The organism is Mycobacterium sp. 1245499.0, from assembly GCF_001673615.1.
Taxonomy (GTDB): Bacteria; Actinomycetota; Actinomycetes; order Mycobacteriales; family Mycobacteriaceae; genus Mycobacterium; species Mycobacterium europaeum_A.
Genome location: NZ_LZMG01000137.1, coordinates 1 through 21382 on the forward strand (window position 1 = coordinate 1; position 21382 = coordinate 21382).

General features: G+C 68.6%; 20 protein-coding genes and 1 pseudogene. 6 read left to right on the plus strand and 15 right to left on the minus strand.

Going from position 1 to position 21382, the window contains the following annotated elements; translation table 11 throughout:
* Positions 1-678: pseudogene (locus A5646_RS06750) on the plus strand (nitrite/sulfite reductase); the annotation flags it as partial.
* A complete protein-coding gene (locus A5646_RS06755; protein ID WP_066879384.1) occupies positions 675-1418 on the plus strand; it encodes a phosphoadenylyl-sulfate reductase in 744 nt (247 codons plus the stop codon). The pseudogene A5646_RS06750 and the gene A5646_RS06755, both read left to right, overlap by 4 nt.
* Before the next feature lie 137 nt (positions 1419-1555).
* Here the strand turns inward: A5646_RS06755 and A5646_RS06760 are convergent, their stop codons facing one another.
* The 5 genes from A5646_RS06760 to A5646_RS06780 all read right to left on the minus strand — a co-directional run bounded on the left by A5646_RS06760 (position 1556) and on the right by A5646_RS06780 (position 5899).
* The gene (locus A5646_RS06760; protein WP_067020760.1) at positions 1556-2641 is read right to left on the minus strand and encodes a sulfate/molybdate ABC transporter ATP-binding protein; all 1086 of its coding nucleotides are present in this window, start codon (positions 2639-2641) and stop codon (positions 1556-1558) included.
* An 8-nt stretch (positions 2642-2649) separates the two neighbouring features.
* Entirely contained in the window at positions 2650-3468 is an 819-nt protein-coding gene (gene cysW / locus A5646_RS06765; protein ID WP_066879391.1) for a sulfate ABC transporter permease subunit CysW, read from the minus strand.
* Entirely contained in the window at positions 3465-4337 is an 873-nt protein-coding gene (gene cysT / locus A5646_RS06770) for a sulfate ABC transporter permease subunit CysT (RefSeq protein ID WP_066862675.1), read from the minus strand. Before cysT ends, cysW begins: the two co-directional genes overlap by 4 nt.
* Positions 4334-5365, minus strand: a complete 1032-nt coding sequence (locus A5646_RS06775) for a sulfate ABC transporter substrate-binding protein (RefSeq protein ID WP_067020762.1) — start codon at positions 5363-5365, stop codon at positions 4334-4336. The genes cysT and A5646_RS06775 overlap by 4 nt, the downstream gene beginning before the upstream one ends.
* A gap of 333 nt (positions 5366-5698) precedes the next feature.
* Positions 5699-5899 carry a hypothetical protein gene (locus tag A5646_RS06780; protein ID WP_231997791.1) on the minus strand — a complete coding sequence of 67 codons (201 nt, stop codon included), beginning with the start codon at positions 5897-5899 and terminating at the stop codon, positions 5699-5701.
* Positions 5900-6128: 229 nt separating this feature from the next.
* Here A5646_RS06780 and A5646_RS06785 point away from each other — a divergent pair, with 229 nt between their 5' ends.
* Positions 6129-8087, plus strand: coding sequence for a glycoside hydrolase family 15 protein (locus A5646_RS06785; protein ID WP_231997792.1), 1959 nt, complete (start codon positions 6129-6131; stop codon positions 8085-8087).
* Between the two features lie 214 nt (positions 8088-8301).
* Here the strand turns inward: A5646_RS06785 and A5646_RS06790 are convergent, their stop codons facing one another.
* Complete coding sequence (locus A5646_RS06790; protein ID WP_067020765.1) at positions 8302-9060, minus strand: sensor domain-containing protein; 759 nt, start codon at positions 9058-9060, stop codon at positions 8302-8304.
* A gap of 2 nt (positions 9061-9062) precedes the next feature.
* Positions 9063-10910 (minus strand): translation elongation factor 4, encoded by a 1848-nt coding sequence (gene lepA / locus A5646_RS06795; protein ID WP_082984658.1) that lies wholly within the window; start codon positions 10908-10910, stop codon positions 9063-9065.
* Between the two features lie 140 nt (positions 10911-11050).
* On the opposite strand from lepA, the gene A5646_RS06800 reads away from it, so the two are divergent.
* The gene (locus tag A5646_RS06800; RefSeq protein ID WP_066862687.1) at positions 11051-11653 is read left to right on the plus strand and encodes a type II toxin-antitoxin system PemK/MazF family toxin; all 603 of its coding nucleotides are present in this window, start codon (positions 11051-11053) and stop codon (positions 11651-11653) included.
* A gap of 93 nt (positions 11654-11746) precedes the next feature.
* On the opposite strand, the gene A5646_RS06805 is transcribed toward A5646_RS06800, so the two are convergent.
* On the minus strand, positions 11747-12175 hold the full coding sequence (locus A5646_RS06805; RefSeq protein WP_066862712.1) for a CBS domain-containing protein: 429 nt from the start codon (positions 12173-12175) through the stop codon (positions 11747-11749).
* Positions 12176-12342: 167 nt separating this feature from the next.
* Here A5646_RS06805 and A5646_RS06810 point away from each other — a divergent pair, with 167 nt between their 5' ends.
* Entirely contained in the window at positions 12343-13185 is an 843-nt protein-coding gene (locus tag A5646_RS06810; protein WP_067020789.1) for a ribonuclease Z, read from the plus strand.
* On the opposite strand, the gene A5646_RS06815 is transcribed toward A5646_RS06810, so the two are convergent.
* From A5646_RS06815 to A5646_RS06830, 4 genes are read right to left on the minus strand one after another with little or no spacing between them, the layout of a single operon-like run.
* Positions 13164-13898: a hypothetical protein gene (locus A5646_RS06815; RefSeq protein WP_067020770.1), complete on the minus strand. Its 735-nt coding sequence runs from the start codon at positions 13896-13898 to the stop codon at positions 13164-13166. The genes A5646_RS06810 and A5646_RS06815 overlap by 22 nt on opposite strands.
* A gap of 41 nt (positions 13899-13939) precedes the next feature.
* Positions 13940-14779 (minus strand): transglutaminase family protein, encoded by an 840-nt coding sequence (locus A5646_RS06820; RefSeq protein ID WP_066881391.1) that lies wholly within the window; start codon positions 14777-14779, stop codon positions 13940-13942.
* A complete protein-coding gene (locus A5646_RS06825; protein ID WP_067020772.1) occupies positions 14779-15756 on the minus strand; it encodes an alpha-E domain-containing protein in 978 nt (325 codons plus the stop codon). The genes A5646_RS06820 and A5646_RS06825 overlap by 1 nt, the downstream gene beginning before the upstream one ends.
* Positions 15743-17431, minus strand: coding sequence for a circularly permuted type 2 ATP-grasp protein (locus A5646_RS06830; RefSeq protein ID WP_067020774.1), 1689 nt, complete (start codon positions 17429-17431; stop codon positions 15743-15745). The genes A5646_RS06825 and A5646_RS06830 overlap by 14 nt, the downstream gene beginning before the upstream one ends.
* Positions 17432-17575: 144 nt before the next feature.
* Between A5646_RS06830 and rpsT the strand changes: the two genes are divergently transcribed.
* On the plus strand, positions 17576-17836 hold the full coding sequence (gene rpsT / locus A5646_RS06835; protein ID WP_066862701.1) for a 30S ribosomal protein S20: 261 nt from the start codon (positions 17576-17578) through the stop codon (positions 17834-17836).
* Between the two features lie 27 nt (positions 17837-17863).
* On the opposite strand, the gene holA is transcribed toward rpsT, so the two are convergent.
* The 3 genes from holA to A5646_RS06850 form a co-directional block, all read right to left on the minus strand.
* Positions 17864-18832 (minus strand): DNA polymerase III subunit delta, encoded by a 969-nt coding sequence (gene holA / locus A5646_RS06840; protein ID WP_066862704.1) that lies wholly within the window; start codon positions 18830-18832, stop codon positions 17864-17866.
* A gap of 62 nt (positions 18833-18894) precedes the next feature.
* A complete protein-coding gene (locus tag A5646_RS06845) occupies positions 18895-20391 on the minus strand; it encodes a ComEC/Rec2 family competence protein (RefSeq protein WP_067020776.1) in 1497 nt (498 codons plus the stop codon).
* 50 nt (positions 20392-20441) lie between these two features.
* The gene (locus A5646_RS06850) at positions 20442-21305 is read right to left on the minus strand and encodes a ComEA family DNA-binding protein (RefSeq protein ID WP_066880995.1); all 864 of its coding nucleotides are present in this window, start codon (positions 21303-21305) and stop codon (positions 20442-20444) included.
* Positions 21306-21382 lie beyond the last annotated feature (77 nt).

Below are 21382 nucleotides of genomic sequence, written 5' to 3' on the forward strand. Positions count from 1 at the left end.
CACGTCGGGGTGCAGCGGCTCAAGAACGGGCTCAACGCGGTGGGCGTCGCCTCCATCGCCGGTCGGGTGTCGGGCACCATCCTCACCGCGGTGGCCGACCTCGCCGAACAAGCCGGCTCGGACCGGATCCGGCTCACCCCGTATCAGAAGCTGGTCATCCTCGACGTGCCCGACGACAAGCTCGACGAGCTGATCGCCGGCCTGGAGGCGCTCGGCCTGCAGTCGAAGCCGTCGCATTGGCGCCGGAACCTGATGGCGTGCACGGGGATTGAGTACTGCAAGTTGTCTTTCGCCGAAACCCGGGTCAAGGCGCAGTCTTTGGTGCCCGAGCTGGAGCGCCGGCTCGCCGACATCAACGACCAGCTCGACGTGCCCATCACCGTCAACATCAACGGCTGCCCCAATTCCTGCGCCCGCATTCAGGTCGCCGACATCGGGCTCAAGGGTCAGATGGTCGACGACGGAGAGGGCGGCTCGGTCGAGGGTTTTCAGGTTCACCTGGGCGGCAGCTTGGGTCTGGACAGCGGATTCGGCCGAAAACTGCGCCAGCACAAGGTCACCAGCGACGAGCTCGGCGACTACATCGAGCGGGTCACACGTAACTTCCTGAAATATCGCGGTGAGGGTGAACGTTTCGCACAGTGGGCTATGAGGGCAGACGAGGACGATTTGCGATGAGCGAACGAACAACCAAGCTTCCAGAAGCCGAATTGCGGGCGCTTGCCGCCCGCGGCGCGGCCGAGCTGGAGGGCGCCAGCGCCGCCGAGGTGTTGCGTTGGACCGACGAAACGTTCGGCGGCATCAACGGGCCCCGCGGCTGGGCCACCTGCAATTACGTGGTGGCTTCCAGCATGCAGGAGGCCGTGCTGATCGATCTGGCGGCCAAGGTGCGTCCGGGTGTGCCGGTGGTGTTCTTGGACACCGGTTATCACTTTGTGGAAACCATCGGCACCCGGGATGCGATCGAATCCGTGTACGACATCCGGGTGCTCAATGTCACTCCAGAACACAGTGTCGCCGAGCAGGACAGGCTGCTGGGTAAGGACCTGTTCGCGCGGGACCCGAGCGAATGCTGCCGGCTGCGCAAGGTCGCGCCGCTGGGCAAGACGCTGCGCGGATACTCCGCCTGGGTGACCGGCCTGCGCCGGGGTGAGACCGCCGCGCGCGCCAACGCCCCAGTGGTCGGATTCGACGAGGGCTTCAAGCTTGTCAAGGTCAACCCGCTGGTCGAATGGTCCGACGAGGACGTGCAGAACTACATCGACGACAACGGCGTGCTTGTCAATCCGCTTATGTACGAAGGCTATTCGTCGATCGGCTGCCAACCCTGCACGGCCAAGCCGCTGGCCGGGGCCGATCCGCGCAGCGGACGTTGGCAGGGCCGGGCCAAGACCGAATGCGGTTTGCACGCGTCATAGCAGTTCAACATTCGACAGGTTCCGCCACCGCCGACCCGGTGGGAATCGGACCGACGAGTGGATCTGAAAACCGATAGCGCATCCGCTAGCGCGTCGGCGAATCGGATAGTGGTCGGCCCGCGGTTCTCATGCGGCGACTACGCCGACGTCAGGGTGCTCTCATCCTGGTCGGCCTCGTCCGCACGACTTGCGTTGGCGGCCAGGGCGATCGGGGGAACCCGGGTGGCCCGCACGTAGACGGTGTCGCCCTCGCGCAGGGCCAACGCCTCGGCGTCACCGCGGGTGATCTGCGCGGTGAAGAATCCGCCGGTGGCCGCGCTGGTCAACTCGACCCGCACCTCGAAGCCCAGCGTCACCACCCGGTCGACGACGGCGCGCACCACCCCGACGGACTCGGCCGTGCCGTCACCGCCGGCGATCGCCATATCGGGATTGCGGCCCACCCGGATATCGTGCGGGCGCACCAAAGTGCCGTTCAGGGTGGACACCGCACCGAGGAATGACATCACGAACGCGTTCGCCGGGGTGTCGTACACGTCCGTCGGGGAGCCGACCTGTTCGATGCGGCCCTTGTTCAGCACCGCGATGCGGTCGGCGACGTCGAGCGCCTCGGCCTGGTCGTGGGTGACCAGCACCGTGGTCACGTGCACCTCGTCGTGCAGGCGCCGCAACCACGCCCGCAGATCCTCACGCACCTTGGCGTCCAGCGCGCCGAACGGCTCGTCGAGCAGCAGCACCTGCGGGTCGACCGCCAACGCCCGCGCCAGCGCCATGCGCTGGCGCTGACCGCCGGACAACTGGTTGGGATAGCGGCGGTGAAAGCCGCTCAGTCCCACCACTTCGAGCAGGTTGTCTACCTTGGCCTTGATCTCGGCCTTGGGCCGCTTGCGGATCTTGAGCCCGTAGGCCACGTTGTCGCGCACGGTCAGGTGCTTGAACGCCGCGTAGTGCTGAAACACGAATCCGATGCCGCGGCGCTGCGGCGGCACCCGGGTCACGTCGCGGCCGTCGATCGTGACGGTTCCGGTATCGGGTTGGTCGAGCCCGGCGATAGTGCGCAGCAGGGTCGACTTGCCCGAGCCGCTGGGACCCAGCAAAGCCGTCAGCGAGCCGGTGGGCACGGCGAAGTCCACATGGTCCAGCGCGACGAAATCGCCATAACGTTTGTTGGCGTCGCGGACGACGATGGCGAGGTCGTCCCGGTTGGCGTGAGTCACGGTCATTCTCCTCGTCAGGCCTGCTTCGCCGCTCGTGCACGGCGCGCGTCCAGCACTACCTGGAAAACCAGCACCAGCACCGCAACCCCCATCAGCAGCGTGGACAGCGCGTAGGCGCCGTATTCCGCACCGCGGTTGTACCGGTCGGAGACAAGCAATGTCAGTGTCTGCGACTTTCCCGGCAGGTTCGACGACACCATCAGCACGGCACCGTACTCCCCCAGGGTACGTGCAATGGTCAACACGATGCCGTAGGTCAGACCCCACCGGATCGACGGCAGCGTGATCCGCCAAAACGTCTGCCACCACCCCGAACCCAGGGTGGCCGCCGCCTCCTCCTGGTCGGTGCCCAGCTCGTGCAGCACCGGCTCCACTTCGCGCACCACGAAGGGCAGCGTGACGAAGATGCTGGCCAGCACGATGCCCGGCAGGCCGAAGATGATCTTGAACCCGAGGTCCTGTTCGACGAATCCGAGCGCACCGGCCGAGCCCCACAACACGATCAACGCGACACCCACGATGACGGGCGAGACCGCGAACGGCAGGTCGATGACCGCCTGCAGCACGCCCTTGCCGCGAAACCTGTTGCGCGCGAGGACCAATGCGGTGGGGATGCCGAAGATGACGTTGAGGGGTACCACGATGGCCACCACCAGCAGCGTCAGGTTCAGCGCCGAGATCGCCGCGGGGGTGCTGACCCAGGCGTAGAACTGGCCCAGCCCGGGTCGGAACGTGCGCCACAGGATCAACGCCACCGGAATGACCAGCAGCACGAAGATGTAGGCGAGCGCGACGAACCGCAACCAATAGCGCACTCCCGCCGACGATGTCATGCGGACAGCTCCTCTCGCTTGGCCGCGCGGCCGCCCACGATCCGCAGGATGAGCAGAACGACAAACGAAATGCCCAACAGCACAATCGATATCGCGGCTGCACCGGTGCGGTCGTCGTTCTCGATCAACGTGCGGATCCACTGTGAGGACACTTCGGTCTTGCCGGGCACCGCACCGCCGATGAGCACCACCGAACCGAACTCGCCGATCGCCCGGGAGAAGGCCAGCCCCGCCCCGGACAACAACGCGGGCAGCAGCGACGGCAGCACCACCGAGGTGAAGATCTTCGGCCCGCTGGCACCCAGCGACGCCGCGGCCTCCTCGGTTTCGCGATCCAGTTCGAGTAGCACCGGCTGCACGGCACGCACCACGAACGGCAGCGTGACGAAGGCCAGGGCGACCGCCACACCCCACGACGTGTGCTGCAGATGCAGACCGACGGGGCTGTGGTTGCCGTACAACGCCAGCATCACCAGGCTGGCGACGATGGTCGGCAGCGCGAAGGGCAGATCGATGATCGCGTCCACGAGGCGCTTGCCCGGAAAGTCATCCCGCACCAGCACCCACGCGATCACCAGGCCGAAGACCAGGTTGAGCACCGTGACCCCGGCCGAGATCGTCAGGGTCACCCGGAACGATTCCAGCGCGGCATTCGAGGTGACCGCGAGCCAGAAGGCGTGCCAGCCGCCGCCCGCGGATTGCCACGCGATCGCCGCCAGCGGCAGCAACACGATCACCGAGAGCCAGACCGTGGCCACGCCGACGCGCAGCGCGGTGGTGCCGCGGCCGCGTCCGGGTAGCGGGCCCGGTGGCGCGTCGCCGCTGAGCTCGGGCCGGACCGCCAGCGGGTCCGGGGTGATGGCGGTCATCCGGTGGCCTTCGTGTAGATCTTCGTGATGCTGCCGGAGTTCTTGTCGAACAGCTGCGGGTCCGCCGTGGCCCAGCCGCCCAGGTCGGCGATGGTCCACAGCTTCGCCGGCACCGGGTACTGGTTGCGGAAGTCGGCGGCGACGGCCGGGTCGACCGGGCGGAAACCGGCTTGCGCCCAGACCTTTTGGGCCGCGGCCGTGTACTGGAAGTTCTTGAAGGCGACGGCGGCGTCGAGATGCGGGCTGGTGTTGACCACCGCCACCGGGTTGTCGATCTTGAAGGTCTGCGCCAGGTTGATGTGTTCGACCGGCTTTCCGGCCCGCTCGGTGGCGATGGCCTCGTTCTCGTAGCTGATCAACACGTCACCGCTGCCCTGGACGAAGACGTCGGTGGCCTCCCGCCCCGATCCGGGGCGCAGTTTCACGTGTTCGGTGACCAGCTTCTTGATGAACGCAACCCCGGCGTCGCTGTGGGCGCCGCCTTCGCTCTTGACCGCATACGGCGCGAGCAGGTTCCACTTGGCCGATCCGGAGCTCAGCGGGCTGGGGGTGATGACCTCCACTCCGGGCCGCAGCAGGTCATCCCAATCCCTGATGTTCTTCGGATTGCCCTTGCGCACCACCAGCGTGACGACCGAACCGAACGGAATTCCCTTGGTGGCGTCGGTATTCCAGTCCTTGGAGACCTTGCCGGCCTTGACCAGTCGCGCAATGTCGGGTTCGACGGAGAAGTTGACGACGTCGGCCGGCTTGCCGTCGACGACGCCGCGGGACTGGTCACCGGAGGCCCCGTAGGAGGTGACCACCTGCACGCCCTTGCCCTCGTCGGAGGCGTTGAACGCCGGAATTATCTTGCTCCAACCGGGTTCTGGGACCGAGTAGGCGACCAGGGTGATGCTGGTGCGCGCGTTGGCCAGACCACCGCCGCCGACGGCATCACTGGCGCCGCCGTGGCACCCGGCGATGATGCAGGCGATCAGGGCAAGTGCGAGGACGGGCCGCCAGCGCGATGCGGTCCTTGTGTCCATTGAGGGCCTTCCGGTGCGAGAGGTATGGGAGTCGGGTCCCGTTTCTGCGGAAAGGCACCTAAAACTTCAGGAGAATTCGAAAACTCCAGACCAGACCGCGCACGGGTTTGGGAGTCAGCGACAACAGTGCACGAGGGCATAGCACTCCGAGATGCTCATCGCCACGCGCATGGCGGGAAGCCTAACAGGAATTGACGTTGCCGCCACCGCGACGGCGGCTGTGCAGAGGGCCCGCGGCCGCTAGCGGTGCATCGCGTGGGTCACCAGCCACGTGACGATCACCAACGCCACCAGGATGACCAGAATCAGGGTCACGTGTGACCGAGGCATGGGCTACCCGGGCGTCCCGTCGTGGCGGGCGCGGCGCATCAGCTCGATGCCCTTCCCGAGCACGCCATCCAGCAGGGCCGCCGTCGCGTAGGCCACCACCAGCACGGCGGGCACCACCACCAGGGCCTGCAGCACGAAAGGCAGCCCCGAAAGCCACAGCTCGTTGCCGTCCCACCAATTGAGGAACGCGTTCACGGGGCTCACCCTATTCGGCCCGACCGCCGAAGACCATCGGCCGGCCGGGAACACGCGCCGGCATGGGTCGGACGCAGCGGATCGCCGCGCGGCGCGCCACCACGGTGAAACGTTGGACGCGGGACCGCTGAGCAGCGATGATGTCCAGATGGTTTTGCACGCCCAGCCCGACGACCAACCGGCCCCGCCGGACGGTGCCCTGCCCGGGGAAGAGTTTGACGCCGCCTCGGCCACGTCGATGTCGTCGTCCATCGACCTGCGCACGCCCGGGCCGCTCGCTCCCAGCGCGGCCCTGCGGAACCCGTTCCCGCCGATCGCCGACTATGCGTTCCTGTCGGACTGGGAAACCACGTGCCTGATCTCCCCCGCCGGATCGGTCGAATGGCTCTGCGTGCCCCGCCCGGATTCGCCCAGCGTGTTCGGTGCGATCTTGGACCGCAGCGCCGGCCATTTCCGGCTGGGCCCGTATGGCGTCTCGGTGCCCTCGGCCCGCCGGTACCTGCCCGGCAGCCTGATCATGGAAACCACCTGGCAGACCCACACCGGGTGGCTGATCGTGCGCGATGCGCTGGTGATGGGCCCGTGGCACGACCTGGAGCGGCGGTCTCGGACGCACCGCCGCACCCCGATGGACTGGGACGCCGAGCACATCCTGCTGCGCACGGTGCGCTGCGTCAGCGGCACCGTCGAACTGATGATGAGCTGCGAACCGGCGTTCGACTATCACCGCGTCGGCGCCACCTGGGAGTACTCCGCCAACGCCTATGGCGAGGCCGTCGCGCGCGCCGCCAAGGATCCCGACGCCCACCCGACGATGCGGCTGACGTCCAACCTGCGGATCGGGCTGGAGGGCCGCGAGGCGCGCGCACGCACCCGGATGAAAGAGGGCGACGACGTGTTCGTCGCCCTGAGCTGGACCAAGCATCCGGCGCCGCAGACCTACCAAGAGGCCGCCGACAAGATGTGGCAGACCACCGAGTGCTGGCGGCAGTGGATCAACATCGGTAACTTCCCCGACCATCCGTGGCGGGCGTACCTGCAGCGCAGCGCGCTGACCCTGAAGGGCCTGACCTACTCGCCCACCGGCGCGCTGCTGGCGGCCAGCACCACGTCGCTGCCGGAAACGCCGCAGGGCGAGCGTAACTGGGATTACCGCTACGCCTGGGTGCGCGACTCCACCTTCGCGCTGTGGGGCCTGTACACGCTCGGACTGGATCGCGAGGCCGACGACTTCTTCGCGTTCATCGCCGACGTCTCCGGCGCCAACAACAACGAGCGGCACCCGCTGCAGGTCATGTACGGCGTGGGTGGCGAGCGCAGTCTGGTCGAAGAGGAGCTTCATCACCTGTCCGGCTACGACCACGCCCGGCCGGTGCGCATCGGCAACGGCGCCTACGACCAGATCCAGCACGACATCTGGGGCTCGATCCTGGACTCTTTCTACCTGCACGCCAAGTCGCGCGAGCAGGTCCCCGAGACCTTGTGGCCGGTGCTGAAGAAGCAGGTGGAGGAGGCGATCAAGCACTGGCGCGAGCCCGACCGCGGGATCTGGGAGGTGCGTGGGGAGCCGCAGCACTTCACGTCGTCGAAGGTGATGTGCTGGGTGGCGCTGGACCGCGGCGCCAAGCTGGCCGAGCGGCAGGGCGAGAAGAGCTATGCCCAGCAGTGGCGCGCGATCGCCGAGGAGATCAAGAACGACATCCTGGCGCACGGCGTGGACTCCCGCGGGGTGTTCACCCAGCGCTACGGCAGCGACGCGCTGGACGCCTCGCTGCTGTTGGTGGTGCTGACGCGGTTCTTGCCGCCGGATGACCCGCGGGTGCGCAACACCGTGTTGGCGATCGCCGACGAACTCACCCAGGAGGGCCTGGTGCTGCGCTACCGGGTCGAGGAAACCGACGACGGGCTGTCCGGCGAGGAGGGCACCTTCACGATCTGCTCGTTCTGGCTGGTGTCGGCGCTCGTCGAGATCGGCGAGGTGCGGCGCGCCAAGCGCCTGTGTGAGCGGCTGCTGTCGTATGCCAGCCCGCTGCATCTCTACGCCGAGGAGATCGAGCCGCGCACCGGCCGGCAGCTGGGCAACTTCCCGCAGGCCTTCACCCACCTGGCGCTGATCAACGCGGTGGTGCACGTCATCCGCGCCGAGGAGGAAGCCGACGGCTCCGGAATGTTCCAGCCAGCCAACGCCCCGATGTGACGTGGCGATCGCAAGCGCGGCGTGAGCCGGGCGACGCGGGTCGCCACCATCAGGACGTGGCATCGCAAGCGCGGCGTTAGCCGGGCGAAGCGGGTCGCCACCATCAGGACGTGGCGATCGGGAGCGCGGCGCAGCCGGGCGAAGCGGGTCGCCACCATCAGGACGTGGCGATCGCAAGCGCGGCGTTAGCCGGGCGAAGCGGGTCGCCACGACGTCAGCCCAGAGCGCTCACCCTGTCCATCAGGGCGTGCGCGACGTCGATGGCGCTGGTGTTGATGTCGGCCGAGCCGGGGTCCGAGGACCGTCGCCCGCCGAAGAACACCACCTGGACCTCGACGAGGCAGTTCGACCGGATGCCGATGGCGCGCGCCTGTGGGGTGGGCCGCAGCGGCGGCATGTTGGGCAAGATCGACGTCGCGGTCTTGGTCGCCGCGATGGTGGAATCCGTGACGCGGACGTCGCTGATGACGTTCGTGGTGCTGATCGGCCCGGACTGTTCCGACGTCGTCATGCCGTTGCACTGCTGCCACTGTCCCGAGAACTGCGTGAACAGCGCCTGCGCCTGTGCGGGCGACGGGAGGGTGACCACCCCCTCCTCGACCACGATCACCTGCGCCGGTTCGCCGTTGTTCCACCACGACTCGGACGCAACGTCTTTCACGTCGGCGGACCGGTACACGCCCTGCTGCAGCATCGCCGTCACGCCCAGGCACCCGGCCTGCGACATCGTCCGCTGGACCTGATAAAGCCTTTCGGGCCCGCCGAATTCGGCCGGATCCCGCGCCACGAACGTCTGATTGAGCATCCGCGACAGCGTCGGGCCGTCGAGTAGCACCTGTTTGACCGTCGCGCCGCTGAGCGGTCGCGGCTTGAGGTTCGGCGCCGGCTTCGCCGTGCCCGCCACCACTCCACCGCAGCCCGTCGCCAGCACGGCGACCGCCATCAAAGCCGTCGCCATCCCCCGAATCCGCATGGCTACTTCTTGCCCTTGTCCCCCGCGGCGTCGGCGGACAACGCCGCGACGAACGCCTCCTGCGGCACATCGACGCGCCCGATGGTCTTCATCCGCTTCTTGCCTTCCTTCTGCTTTTCGAGAAGCTTGCGTTTACGGGTGATGTCGCCGCCGTAGCACTTGGACAGCACGTCCTTGCGTATCGCGCGAATGTTCTCCCGCGCAATGATTTTCGATCCGATGGCCGCCTGGACGGGCACCTCGAACTGCTGGCGCGGAATCAGCTCTTTGAGCTTGGTGGTCATCTTGTTCCCGTAGGCGAACGCCGAATCCTTGTGCACGATCGCGCTGAACGCGTCGACCGCCTCGCCCTGCAACAGGATGTCGACCTTGACCAGTTGGGCCTCCTGCTCGCCGGCCTCCTCGTAGTCGAGGCTGGCGTAGCCACGGGTGCGTGACTTCAGCGAATCGAAGAAGTCGAAGATGATCTCGCCCAGCGGCATGGTGTAGCGCAGCTCGACGCGTTCGGGTGACAGGTAGTCCATGCCGCCCAGCTCGCCGCGGCGCGACTGACACAGTTCCATTATGGTGCCGATGAATTCACTGGGCGCGATGATGGTGGTCTTGACCACCGGCTCGTAGACCTCGCGGATCTTGCCCTCCGGCCAATCCGACGGGTTGGTCACCCGGATCTCGGTGTTGTCCTCCTTGACCACCCGGTAGACGACGTTGGGCGACGTCGAGATCAGGTCCAGGTTGAACTCGCGCTCCAGGCGTTCGCGGGTGATCTCCATGTGCAGCAAACCCAAGAAGCCGCAACGGAATCCGAAGCCCAGGGCCACCGACGTCTCCGGCTCGTAGGTCAGGGCCGCGTCGTTGAGTTGCAGCCTGTCCAGGGCGTCGCGCAGATCCGGGTAGTCGGAGCCGTCCACCGGATACAGACCCGAGTAGACCATCGGCTTGGGCTCGCGGTATCCGGTCAGCGCCTCGGCGGCGCCGTGGCGTGCCGTCGTCACCGTGTCCCCCACCTTGGATTGGCGGACGTCCTTGACGCCGGTGATCAGGTAGCCCACCTCGCCCACGCCCAGGCCGTCGCTGGCCTTCGGTTCGGGCGAGACAATGCCGACCTCGAGCAGTTCGTGGGTGGCGCCGGTGGACATCATCGCGATGCGTTCGCGAGGGGTGATCTTGCCGTCGACCACCCGCACGTAGGTCACCACGCCGCGGTAGATGTCGTAGACCGAGTCGAAGATCATCGCCCGCAGCGGCGCGTCGGCCTGGCCCTGCGGGGGCGGCACCTCGCGCACCACGTGATCGAGGAGGTCGGCGACGCCGGCTCCGGTCTTGCCGGAAACCCGCAGCACGTCGCCCGGCTCGCAGCCGATGATGTGCGCGATCTCGGCGGCGTAGCGGTCCGGGTCCGCGGCGGGCAGGTCGATCTTGTTCAGCACCGGGATGATGTGCAGGTCGCGGTCGAGCGCCAGGTAGAGGTTGGCCAGGGTCTGCGCCTCGATGCCTTGGGCGGCGTCCACCAGCAGCACCGCGCCCTCGCACGCCTCCAGCGCGCGCGACACCTCGTAGGTGAAGTCGACGTGGCCCGGGGTGTCGATCAGGTGCAGCACGTACTGGGTGTCACCGACTTTCCACGGCAGGCGCACGTTTTGGGCCTTGATGGTGATGCCGCGCTCGCGCTCGATGTCCATCCGGTCCAGGTACTGCGCGCGCATGGACCGCTCGTCGACGACACCGGTGAGCTGGAGCATCCGGTCGGCCAGCGTGGACTTTCCGTGGTCGATGTGGGCGATGATGCAGAAGTTCCGAATCTGCGCCGGCGCGGTGAAGGTCTTGTCGGCGAAACTGCTGATGGGAATCTCCTGGTGCGTGCAACTAGACGGGGCGCGTTGCGGCCGTTTCCGGCGCGGTTCGCGGGTATGTCCAGCGTATCCAGACAGGGCCGCCGGGACCTACTTGGATACAGTCGCACCCCGCCGCTCGCGTCTATGCTGCGAATATGTCGTCTCCCCGGAAATCCCAGTGGAAGACGTTTCAGCGGTTCGCGGAGAATCTGGTGTTCAACGGCGCTCCGCGCCTGGTCCGGACCGTGCAGAATTCCCAGACCGTGCTGCGCGAACTGCAGCAGGCCGTGAAGATCACGGCGAACGTCATCGCCGCGGTGGCGCCACCACCTCCCGACGCGCCCGTCACCGGCCGGCCGGTGACCAGCGGCAGCCTCCCGACCGCGCAGCGCGCCCGCAAGCTGGTGTACGCGCCGAGCCTGGACGGCCGGGCCGATCCCGGTGAGATCGTCTGGACGTGGGTGGTCTACGAGGACGACCCCACCCGGGGCAAGGACCGGCCCGTCCTGGTCGTGGGCCGGGACCGCAGCGTCCTGCTGGGGTTGATGGTGTCCAGCCAGGAGCGCCACGCCGCCGACCCGGACTGGGTTGGAATCGGTTCCGGCCCTTGGGATTACGAGGGCAGGCAGAGCTGGGTCCGGCTGGACCGGGTGCTCGACGTGCCCGAGGAGGGCATCCGCCGCGAGGGCGCCATCCTGGATCGCGAGATCTTCGACGTGGTGGCCGCCCGCCTGCGCGCCGACTACTCCTGGCGCTGAACGCGTCGCGGCGTTGCGCCGAGCGTGAACTCAGGGCGAGCCCACGCCACAATTCTCGCCGTGAGTGCACGTTCGGCGAGCGGAGTCGGGCGATCAGCCCTGGGTGATGTAGGAATGCAGTTGCTGCTGCTCGGCCTCGAGTTCTTCCAGTCGGCTCTTCACCACGTCACCGATGCTGACGATCCCGATCAGCTTCTTGCCGTCGAGCACCGGCACGTGCCGGACCCGGTTCTTGGTCATCAACACGCTGATCGCGTCGACCTCGTCGGTCTTCGTGCAGGTCGCCAGCATGGACGTCATGATCTTGGACACCGGGCGAGACAGCACACTGGCGCCGTGCGTATGCAGCTGACGCACGACGTCACGCTCGGACACGATGCCGACCACACCCTCGTCACCGACCACCACCATGGCGCCGATGTTCTGGTCGCTCAGCCCCGCAAGCAGCTCGCGAACCGTCGCGTCGGGGTTGATGGTCACCACCGCCGCGCCCTTGTTCCGCAAGACGTCCGCTATCCGCATCGGGGCCTCCAGCCGGGTTGTGATCCGCTTCACATCAGGCTACGGCTTCCTCGCGCGGCGCAAAAGCCACTAAGAGAAGCTGCAAACAGATCGTGTCCTAGCGGTGCAGGCCGCGCGGATCGCGCGATTGGACCACTGCGGGAGCCGCGGGCTTGCAAGATAAGGACATGATCGAGGTCACCCTGCTGGGAACCGGAAGCCCCATCCCCGATCCGAACCGCGCCGGGCCGTCAACTCTGGTGCGGGCCGGCGGGCAGGTGTTCCTGGTGGACTGCGGGCGCGGCGTGCTGCAGCGCGCGGCCGCGGTCGGGGTGGGCGCCGCCGGATTGTCGGCGTTGCTGCTGACCCACCTGCACAGCGATCACATCGGCGACCTGGGCGACGTCCTCATCACCCGGTGGATCAGCACCTTCACGCCCGACCCCGCGCCGCTGCCGATCATCGGTCCGCCCGGCACCGCCGAGGCGGTCGCGGCGACGTTGAACGCGTTCCGCCACGACATCGGCTACCGGATCGCCCATCACGCCGACATCAACTCGCCGCCGGCGGTGGACGTGCACGAACATACCGAGGAAACCGTCTGGGACCGCGACGGCGTGGCCATCCGGGTCGCCCCGACCGATCACCGTCCGGTGGCGCCGACCATCGGCTTTCGCATCGACTACCAGGGCGCCTCGGTGGTGCTCGCCGGCGACACCGTCCCGTGCGCGGGCCTGGACGAACTGGCGGCAGGGGCGGGTGCGCTGGTGCACACCGTGATCCGCAAGGACATCGTCGCCACCATCCCGCAGCAGCGGCTGCAGGACATCTGCGACTACCACTCTTCGGTGGAGGAGGCGGCGGCGACCGCGGCGCGCGCGGGGGTGGACACCCTGGTCATGACGCACTACGTGCCGGCGCTGGTGCCCGGCCAGGAGGAGCAGTGGCGGGCGCTGGCGGCCACGCAGTTCGGTGGGCGGGTCGAACTCGGTGACGACCTGCACCGCGTTCAGGTTGATGCGTCCGCGTGATGGCCGCCCGCGGCCGCTCCCCCGGCGGCCGAATCTCGTTGTGCCGCATGGGTTAGGGCAACGCCAGCCACCATCAGCCAGGTCAGCGCCAGCACCCGGGCGATCGGCAGGATGACGCCCAGCGCCGGCCAAATCAGCACCGCCGTCGCCAATTCGGCGAGGATGGCCGTGGCCAGACCGAGCCGCGCGACCGGTCCCGGCATCAACGCGCGGGTGAGGCCGGGCACCGCGATCCCGCCGACCAGCAGGCCCAGCGCCACGATGTGCCCGGGGCCGCCGGTGAGAAAGACCAACAAGTAGAGCGCCCGGACCACCGCCGCGTTCGCGGCGACGTCCGGTATCGACAACGCCCAACCCAGCAACCCCGCCAGGCCGAGCGCACCGGCGGCCAAGACGCCGCCACTCAACGTGACCGCGCCGGATCCGGCCCCGAGTCGGCTCAGCCGGGCGCCGGCGCTTGCCCCGTAGATCGCCAGCGGCACCGAGGACGCGAACGTCGCAACGGCGATGATGCGCACGGCGGTCGGCTGGGCGCGAACGTAGGCGGTGACGGCGCCCGCCGGGCCGTAGGGCAACGGCATGACGCCGCCCACCGCGACGCCGATGGCGATGCCGCCGACGAGCAGCGCGATGCAGAGCAGGGCCAGCGCCGCCAGGGGCGAGCCGGGCCGGCTCTTATCGCGGCGCGGCGCGCCTTCGGCCGGATCGTTCATTCCTGCAACGGTATCCCTGCGGCGACGAACCCCGCCCCGGGCTAGGCCAGCCGGGTCACCTCGACGATCACGTCGAGGTCGGTGGCGCCCTCCCCGGAGTAGATGCCCTTCAGCGGGGAGACGTCGGCGTAGTCGCGGCCCACGCCGACGCCGACGTACTGCTCGGTGATCTCGGTGTCGTTAGTGGGGTCATAGCTCCACCAGGCACCCGTCCACGCCTCAATCCAGGCGTGGCTTCGGCCGTCGACGGTGTCACCGACGACGGCGTCGCGCCTGGGGTGCAGGTAGCCCGAGACGTAGTGCGCCGGAATCCCCATGCTGCGCAACAACATCAGCGACAAATGCACGAAGTCCTGGCACACGCCCTTGCCCGCTTTGAGCGCGTCCAGGCCGGACGAGTGCACGCTGGTGGTGCCCGGCAGGTATTCCAGTTCTTCGCGCACCCAATTGGCCGCGGCTACAACGGCTTCGGCCGGCTTGTGGGTCTTGCTGATCTTCTTACCGACCGACGCCACCCGCTTGCTGGCCGGGGCGTGCTGAGTGGGGCGAAGCAGGTCGTCATAGCGATCGATCACGGCCTCGGACTGCAGGTCGCTCCAGCCCGCCTCCGCCGAGAGTGGCTCGGCCCGCTCGGTTTCCACGACCGACGTCGACATCACCGTGAGATCGGTGTGCGGGGCGTGCAGGTCGAACGCGGTGACCGCGGTGCCCCAGTAATCGATGTAGCGGTAGGACCGGGTCGCCGGGATGGTTTCGACACGGTTGAGGATGACGTTCTGCCGGCTGTTCGACCGCGGGGTCAACCGGGCCTCGTTGTAGGAGGCGGTCACCGGGGATTGGTAGGCGTACCCGGTGGTGTGCACCACCCGCAGTCGCCACATCAGCCGTCCCCTTTCCTGCTGACCAGCCGGGCGCGCTGGCCCGCGTCCGACCAGGCCACCCAGGGCGTGACGTGGAAGTACTGCAGCGCCAACGCCTCTCCGACGTCGTGGCAGGTGCGCTGCAGCCCCGCCAGGCGGCTCTCCAACGACTCCAGCAGCACGCCGGGCTGCACGAATTCCAATTCGCTGCGGGCCTGCCCGAGCAGTCGCTGCGCCTCGGCGGTCGCCCCGATCCGGCTCTGCCGGTTGTGGACCAGCTCGTCGAGATTGTGTTCGGCCAGCCGCAGCGAATAGAACACAGAACGCGGAAACAGCCTGTCCAACAACATGAATTCGACCACACGACCGGCGTCCAGCACACCGCGATAGGTGCGCAGATAGGTGTCGTGCGCGCCCGCCGAACGCAACAGCGTCACCCACGCCGGGGACGAGGCGCTGTCGCCGACCCGCGACAACAACAGCCGCACCGTCATGTCGACCCGTTCGATGGCCCGGCCCAGCACCATGAACCGGTAGCCGTCGTCGCGGGACAGCGTCGAGTCGGCCAGGCCGGCGAACATCGCCGCCCGCCGCTCGATGAACGACAGAAAGTCGTGCGGCCCAAGGCGTTTGGCGGCCCGCTCACGTTCGGGCAGGGCGTGGTAGGTGGTGTTGAGGCATTCCCAGATCTCGCTGGAGGTCACTTCGCGCGCCGACTTGGCGTTCTCGCGCGCCGAGGTGATGGCATCGACGATCGAACAGCCGCCCTGGGTGTTGGTGCTGTAGGCCACCAGATCGGTCAGCGACCACACGTCCAGATCGTGCTTCGGCGGGTCGATCCCGAGCACCCGCAGCAGCAGCCGCGACGCCTGGTCGGGGTCGACGCTGGAATCCTCGAGCAACTGGTGCAGCGCCACGTCCAGGATGCGCGCGGTGTCGTCGGCGCGTTCGACGTACCGGCCGATCCAGTAGAGCGACTCGGCGTTACGTGCCAACATCGTGCACCGCCCTTTGCTGTTGTTGTTGCTCGAGCTGCTCGCGCTGGGGCAGTTCGGTGGGCTGCGCCTGCTGAGACGTCACCCGCGGGGCGTCGTCGAGCATCGGGTCCGGCATCGAGATGGGCAACGAGCGCACCACCTCCGCCGCCTCGAGCTCGTGATCGCCGGCCGACGCCCGCGACGCCAGCACCCAGGTGTCCTTGGAGCCGCCGCCCTGACTGGAGTTGACCACCCGCGACCCCTCGACCAGCGCCACCCGGCTCAGCCCGCCGGGCAGCACCCACACGTCGTTGCCGTCGTTGACCGCGAACGGCCGCAGGTCGACGTAGCGCGGCGCCAGGGTGTTGCCGACCTGGGTCGGCACCGTCGACAGCTCCATCATCGGCTGCGCGATCCAGCTCCGCGGATCGTCGCGCACCTTCTTGGCGACGGCCGCCAACTCTTTCTCCGAGGCCTCCGGCCCGAACACGATGCCGTAGCCGCCCGACCCCTCCACCGGCTTGAGCACCAGCTCGTCGATGCGGTCCAGCACCTCTTCGCGCTCGTCGTCGAGCCAGCAGCGCAGCGTCTCCACGTTGGCCAGCAGCGGCTTCTCCCCGAGGTAGTACTCGATCATCGTGGGCACATAGGTGTAGACGAGTTTGTCGTCGCCGACGCCGTTGCCGATCGCGCTGGAGATGGACACGTTGCCCGCACGGGCGGCGTTGACCAGCCCCGCCACCCCCAGCACCGAATCGGCGCGGAACTGCAGCGGATCCAGGAAGGCGTCGTCGATGCGCCGATAGATGACGTCGACCTGGCGCTCCCCCTCGGTGGTGCGCATGTACACCTGGTTGTCGCGGCAGAACAGGTCGCGGCCCTCGACCAGCTCGACCCCCATCTGGCGGGCCAGCAGCGAATGCTCGAAATAGGCCGAGTTGTAGACGCCCGGGGTCAGCACCACCACCGTCGGGTCGGCCTCGTTGGTGGCCGCGGAGTTGCGCAGCGCCCGCAGCAGGTGCGAGGCGTAGTCATCGACCGCGCGCACCCGGTGGCTGGCGAACAGGTTGGGGAACACGCGCGCCATGGTGCGCCGGTTCTCCATGACATAGGACACACCCGACGGCGACCGCAGGTTGTCCTCGAGGACCCGCCAGGTGCCCTTGTCGTCGCGGATCAGGTCGATGCCGGCGACGTGGATCCGCACGCCGTTGGGCGGGACGATGCCCATCGCCTGGCGGTGGAAGTGCTCGCACGACGTGATCAGCCGGCGCGGGATCACCCCGTCGTTCAATATTTCCTGGTCACCGTAGATGTCGTCGAGGTACAGCTCGAGCGCCTTGACGCGCTGGGTGATGCCGCGCTCCAGGCGCGTCCACTCGGCGGCCGAGATGACCCGCGGCACCAGATCCAGCGGAAACGGCCGCTCCTGGCCCGATAACGAGAAGGTGATGCCCTGGTCGAGGAAGGCGCGGGACAGCGCTTCGGCGCGGGCTTTGAGCTCCGAGGCATCCGACGGCGCGAGCTCGGCGTAGATGCCCTTGTACGGGCCGCGCACGTTGCCCTGGGCATCGAACATCTCGTCGAACGCCATGTCGTAGGCGTCGGAGGCCACGTTGTATCCGTCGAAGATGCGCTCAGAGCGCGCAGCGCGAAAACCCCGCTTGGTGTGGTCAAGCTGGTTGGTAAGACTCACTGTTCAGATGCTGCCTCAAGTCGACGTTCTGGCAGCCCACGTGTTCCCGTTTTGGGAGAAAACGTAACTCACTGATAACCTGGGCAATCGCTGTGGTGATATCCGGCGCCCCACAATACGTCTAATCGAAGAAGGAACTCCCGCGTGGCCAACATCAAGTCGCAGCAGAAGCGCAACAAGACGAACGAGCGCGCTCGCCTGCGCAACAAGTCGGTGAAGTCGTCGCTGCGTACCGCTGTCCGCGCGTTCCGCGAGGCGGCCCACGCCGGCGACAAGGAGAAGGCCGCCGAGTTGCTGGTGTCGACCAACCGCAAGCTGGACAAGGCCGCCAGCAAGGGCGTGATCCACAAGAACCAGGCGGCGAACAAGAAGTCGGCCCTGGCGCAGGTCCTCAACAAGATCTAAGGCTTTTACTCAGCCGACGCGCCCCCTCTACTGGCCGCGCTGGGCGGCTAGCTCGGCGACCTGCCTGACCGCGGATTCCAGGGCGTAGTCGGCGTCCACCACCGCTCCCTTCACGTTCGCGTTGAGCGTGGCCACCACCTTCATCGCGGTCGCCACAGAGTCACGCGACCAACGCCGCGCCTGCTTCTGCGCCTTCTGCACCCGCCAGGGCGGCATCCCGAGCTGAGACGCCAGCCGGTAGGGGTCCCCCGACAGTGGGCCGACCCGGCCGATCGTGTGGATCGCCTCGGCCAGCGCGTCCGCCAGCACCACCAGCGGCTCACCGCGCATCATCGCCCACCGCAACGCCTCGGCGGCCCCTTCGATGTCACCGGTCACCGCCTTATCCGCGATGTCGAAGCCCTTCACCTCGGCCTTGCCGCTGTGATAGCGGCGGACCGCGTCGGCGTCGACCACCCCGCCGGTGTCGGCGACCAACTGGGAGCAGGCCGAGGCCAACTCCCGCAGGTCGGAACCGACCGAATCCAGCAGTGCGGTCACCGTCTGGTCGTCGGCCTTGACCCGCAGGCCGCGAAACTCCTTGCGGACAAAATCGACGCGCTCGCTCAGTTTGGTGATCCGCGCGCACGAATGCACCACGGCGCCAAGGGATTGCAGCTCGGTGGCCAGCGCCTTGGCGCGCCCGCCGCCCGAGTGCACCACGACCAGCACCACGCCGGTCGGCATGTCGCTCGCGGCCGAAACGATCACCGCGGCAGCGTCTTTGCCCGCTTCGCCGGCGGCCTCCAGCACGACGATGCGCTCGTCGGCGAACAGCGACGGACTCAGCAGCTCGGCGAGCTCATAGGTGCTGACGTCGCCCGCCCGCATCCGGTTGACCGGCACGTCGTCGGTGCCGGCTCGTTTGCGCGCCGACCGCAGCACGTCGGACACCGCCCGCTCGACCAGCAGTTCCTCGTCTCCCAGGACCAGGTGCAACGGCGAAATCTCGGTCACCCCACGATGGTGTCACGCCCCACCGACCGCGCCGCTCGGGGATCGACGGCGCGACGCCCCGCCTACCCCAGCCCGGACAGCGCCCACGCCAGCCCGACCAGCGCCCCGACCCCCGCCGCGACGCGAAACAGTCGCCACCGCCACAGCACCACCGCCAGCACCGCGACGCCGCCGACGATCAGGGTGCCGGGCATCCCCTCGGGGACCGGCACCGTGGCGCCGGGCATGTTGGCCGCCGCGTGGGCCACGCCGTCCACCCACCACAACTCCGGGCCGGTGAACCGGATCAGCAGCCGCGCGGCGGCCGGCCATATCGCGCAGAGCGCGGCCGCCGCGGTGCCCAGCACCGTGATCGGGGCGATCACACCGGCCACCGCGAGGTTCGCCAGGGCGGCAACCACGCTGAATCGCCCGGAGATCGCCGCCACCAGCGGCGCGGTCACCAGCTGCGCGGCCCACGCGACGGCGAGCGCGTCGGCCAGCGGCTTGGGCCATCCCTTGGCGACCAGGCGCCGCGACCAGACCGGCGCGACGACGATCAGCGCCGCGGTGGCGAGCACCGACAGCGCGAACCCCACGTCCACGGCCAGCGCGGGGGCGACCGCCAGCAACACCAGCACGGTGGCGGCGAGGGCCGGAATGGCTTGCCGCCGACGCGAAGTCAGCATGCCCGTCAGCGCGATGGCACCCATCACCGCCGCCCGCACCACACTCGCCGTCGGCTGCACGACGATGACGAAGGCCACCAGCGCCAGCGCGGCAAGCGCGACGGCCGACCGCGGGCCGATCAGCCGGGCCGAGAACAGCACGGCCGCACACACGATCGTCACGTTGGCCCCCGACACGGCCATCAGGTGCGTCATGCCGGCCGCACGAAAGTCGCGGCTGGTGTCACTTGGCACCGCCGAGGTGTCGCCGAGCACCAGCGCGGGCAGCATCGCCGCCTGCTCGCCGGGCAGCGTGGCGCGGACCGCGGCGGCAAAGCGGCTGCGCACGCCGTGCGCGGCCGACTGCACTGCGCTCGCGGTGCCCATGGCCGGCGGGCCCGACGCATTGAGCACCGCGACGGTCAGGTCCCGGCGGGTCGGCCGGGTGATCCGCGCGGTGAACCGCACCGGCTGGCCCACCGTCACGGCGGCGAAGTCCGAGGCGCGCGCGAAAACCACGACGCGGCCTGACATTTCGGCGTCGCGCAGGCGTTGCAGGGTCGCCCGAAACATCAGCCGGCTGCTGCCCAGCGACACCGGGCTCTCGGTGGGGGTGACGGTAGCCGGGGCGCTGGTGCCGAAGGCCGCGGTGATCGGGTGGTGAGCGGCCGCGTCGGCGCGCAGCGCGATCGCGAAGCCGTAGCCCGCTCCCACCACACCCACGGCGGCCAGGCCGGCGCTGATCGTGCGGAGCCGGGCCACGCGGCCGGGCCGGCGCGCCGCGCGCCATGCCAGCGCACCGGCGGCGACGGTCAGCGCGACGCAGCACCAGGCGAAGATCCGCCCGGCCGACCACCAGATCCCGCCGGCCGTCACCGCCCAGCAGGTCAGCGCGGCCGGCACCAGGCGCACATCGACATGCCCCGACGGTGATCCACCTAGCCCGGGAGGCAGCACCGGGGTCAGACACGGACCAGCGCGCGCAGCTTCTCCAGCCGCGCCGGCCCGATGCCCTCGACATCGGCGAGCTGGTCGACGCTGGTGAATTTGCCGTTGGCCTGCCGCCACGCCACGATCGCGGCGGCGGTGACCGGCCCAACGCCGGGCAGAGCGTCGAGTTCCGCGACGGTCGCGGTGTTCAGGTCGACCGCCTGGCCCGGCTTCGGCTTGACCGATCCCGACCCGGGCGCCGGCGCCTTGGAGGTCGGCGTCGTTGCGGTGGCGACCGAACTGCCCAGGGCCGTCGGCTGGCCCGGAACGGGAGCGAGGCCGACCACGATCTGTTCGCCGTCACCGACCGGTCGGGCCATGTTCAGTCCGATGGTGTCGGCGCCGTTCACCGCGCCGCCGGCGGCCTGCAGCGCATCGGCGATGCGCGACCCCGGCGCCAGCGTCACCAAACCCGGCGTGTGCACCAAGCCGACGACGCTGACCACCACCGGACGGTCGGGGCTTGCGGGTGGCGCCGCACCCGGGCTGGCCGACGACCTGGCGGTGGACACCTTCTCCACCGGTGGCAGCTTGGCTGACATCACCGGCGCCGGCCGGTCGCGCAACAAGGTGAAAACCGTGACCAGCACCGCCAGCGCCGCCACGATCGCCAACCCGATGGCGCCGGCGCGGCCGGGGTCGGCGCGCACCCTGGCCACCCAGCCGCGGTCCTGCGAGGCGTCGGGAAGCCAGCGCGGCAACAGTGAATTCTGGTCGTCGTCCGGGGCGTCCTGCGTCGAGGCCGACCCGGCGTCCGCGGGCTCGGCGGCGCCATCGGTCTCCGGTTCGGCGTTGAGCCGCCGGTGCAGGCGCTCCGCCGGAAGTTCTGTTCGCATGGGCCGACGGTAGGTCCGCGGACCGTCACACCGGCACCGCTCAACGGCTATCTGTGGATTAACCCGAGGCTGTGCAC

Excerpts from the sequence above, each read along its gene's own strand:
- A5646_RS06815 (WP_067020770.1), bottom strand. The coding sequence starts at position 13,898 with ATGAACGATCCGGCCGAAGGCGCGCCGCGCCGCGATAAGAGCCGGCCC.
- cysT (WP_066862675.1), bottom strand. The coding sequence starts at position 4,337 with ATGACCGCCATCACCCCGGACCCGCTGGCGGTCCGGCCCGAGCTCAGC.
- A5646_RS06760 (WP_067020760.1), bottom strand. The coding sequence starts at position 2,641 with ATGACCGTGACTCACGCCAACCGGGACGACCTCGCCATCGTCGTCCGC.
- A5646_RS06825 (WP_067020772.1), bottom strand. The coding sequence starts at position 15,756 with ATGTTGGCACGTAACGCCGAGTCGCTCTACTGGATCGGCCGGTACGTC.
- A5646_RS06800 (WP_066862687.1), top strand. The coding sequence starts at position 11,051 with ATGTCGTCTCCCCGGAAATCCCAGTGGAAGACGTTTCAGCGGTTCGCG.
- A5646_RS06805 (WP_066862712.1), bottom strand. The coding sequence starts at position 12,175 with ATGCGGATAGCGGACGTCTTGCGGAACAAGGGCGCGGCGGTGGTGACC.
- A5646_RS06755 (WP_066879384.1), top strand. The coding sequence starts at position 675 with ATGAGCGAACGAACAACCAAGCTTCCAGAAGCCGAATTGCGGGCGCTT.
- A5646_RS06790 (WP_067020765.1), bottom strand. The coding sequence starts at position 9,060 with ATGCGGATTCGGGGGATGGCGACGGCTTTGATGGCGGTCGCCGTGCTG.
- A5646_RS06775 (WP_067020762.1), bottom strand. The coding sequence starts at position 5,365 with ATGGACACAAGGACCGCATCGCGCTGGCGGCCCGTCCTCGCACTTGCC.
- cysW (WP_066879391.1), bottom strand. The coding sequence starts at position 3,468 with ATGACATCGTCGGCGGGAGTGCGCTATTGGTTGCGGTTCGTCGCGCTC.
- A5646_RS06785 (WP_231997792.1), top strand. The coding sequence starts at position 6,129 with ATGTCGTCGTCCATCGACCTGCGCACGCCCGGGCCGCTCGCTCCCAGC.
- A5646_RS06810 (WP_067020789.1), top strand. The coding sequence starts at position 12,343 with ATGATCGAGGTCACCCTGCTGGGAACCGGAAGCCCCATCCCCGATCCG.
- A5646_RS06820 (WP_066881391.1), bottom strand. The coding sequence starts at position 14,779 with ATGTGGCGACTGCGGGTGGTGCACACCACCGGGTACGCCTACCAATCC.
- A5646_RS06850 (WP_066880995.1), bottom strand. The coding sequence starts at position 21,305 with ATGCGAACAGAACTTCCGGCGGAGCGCCTGCACCGGCGGCTCAACGCC.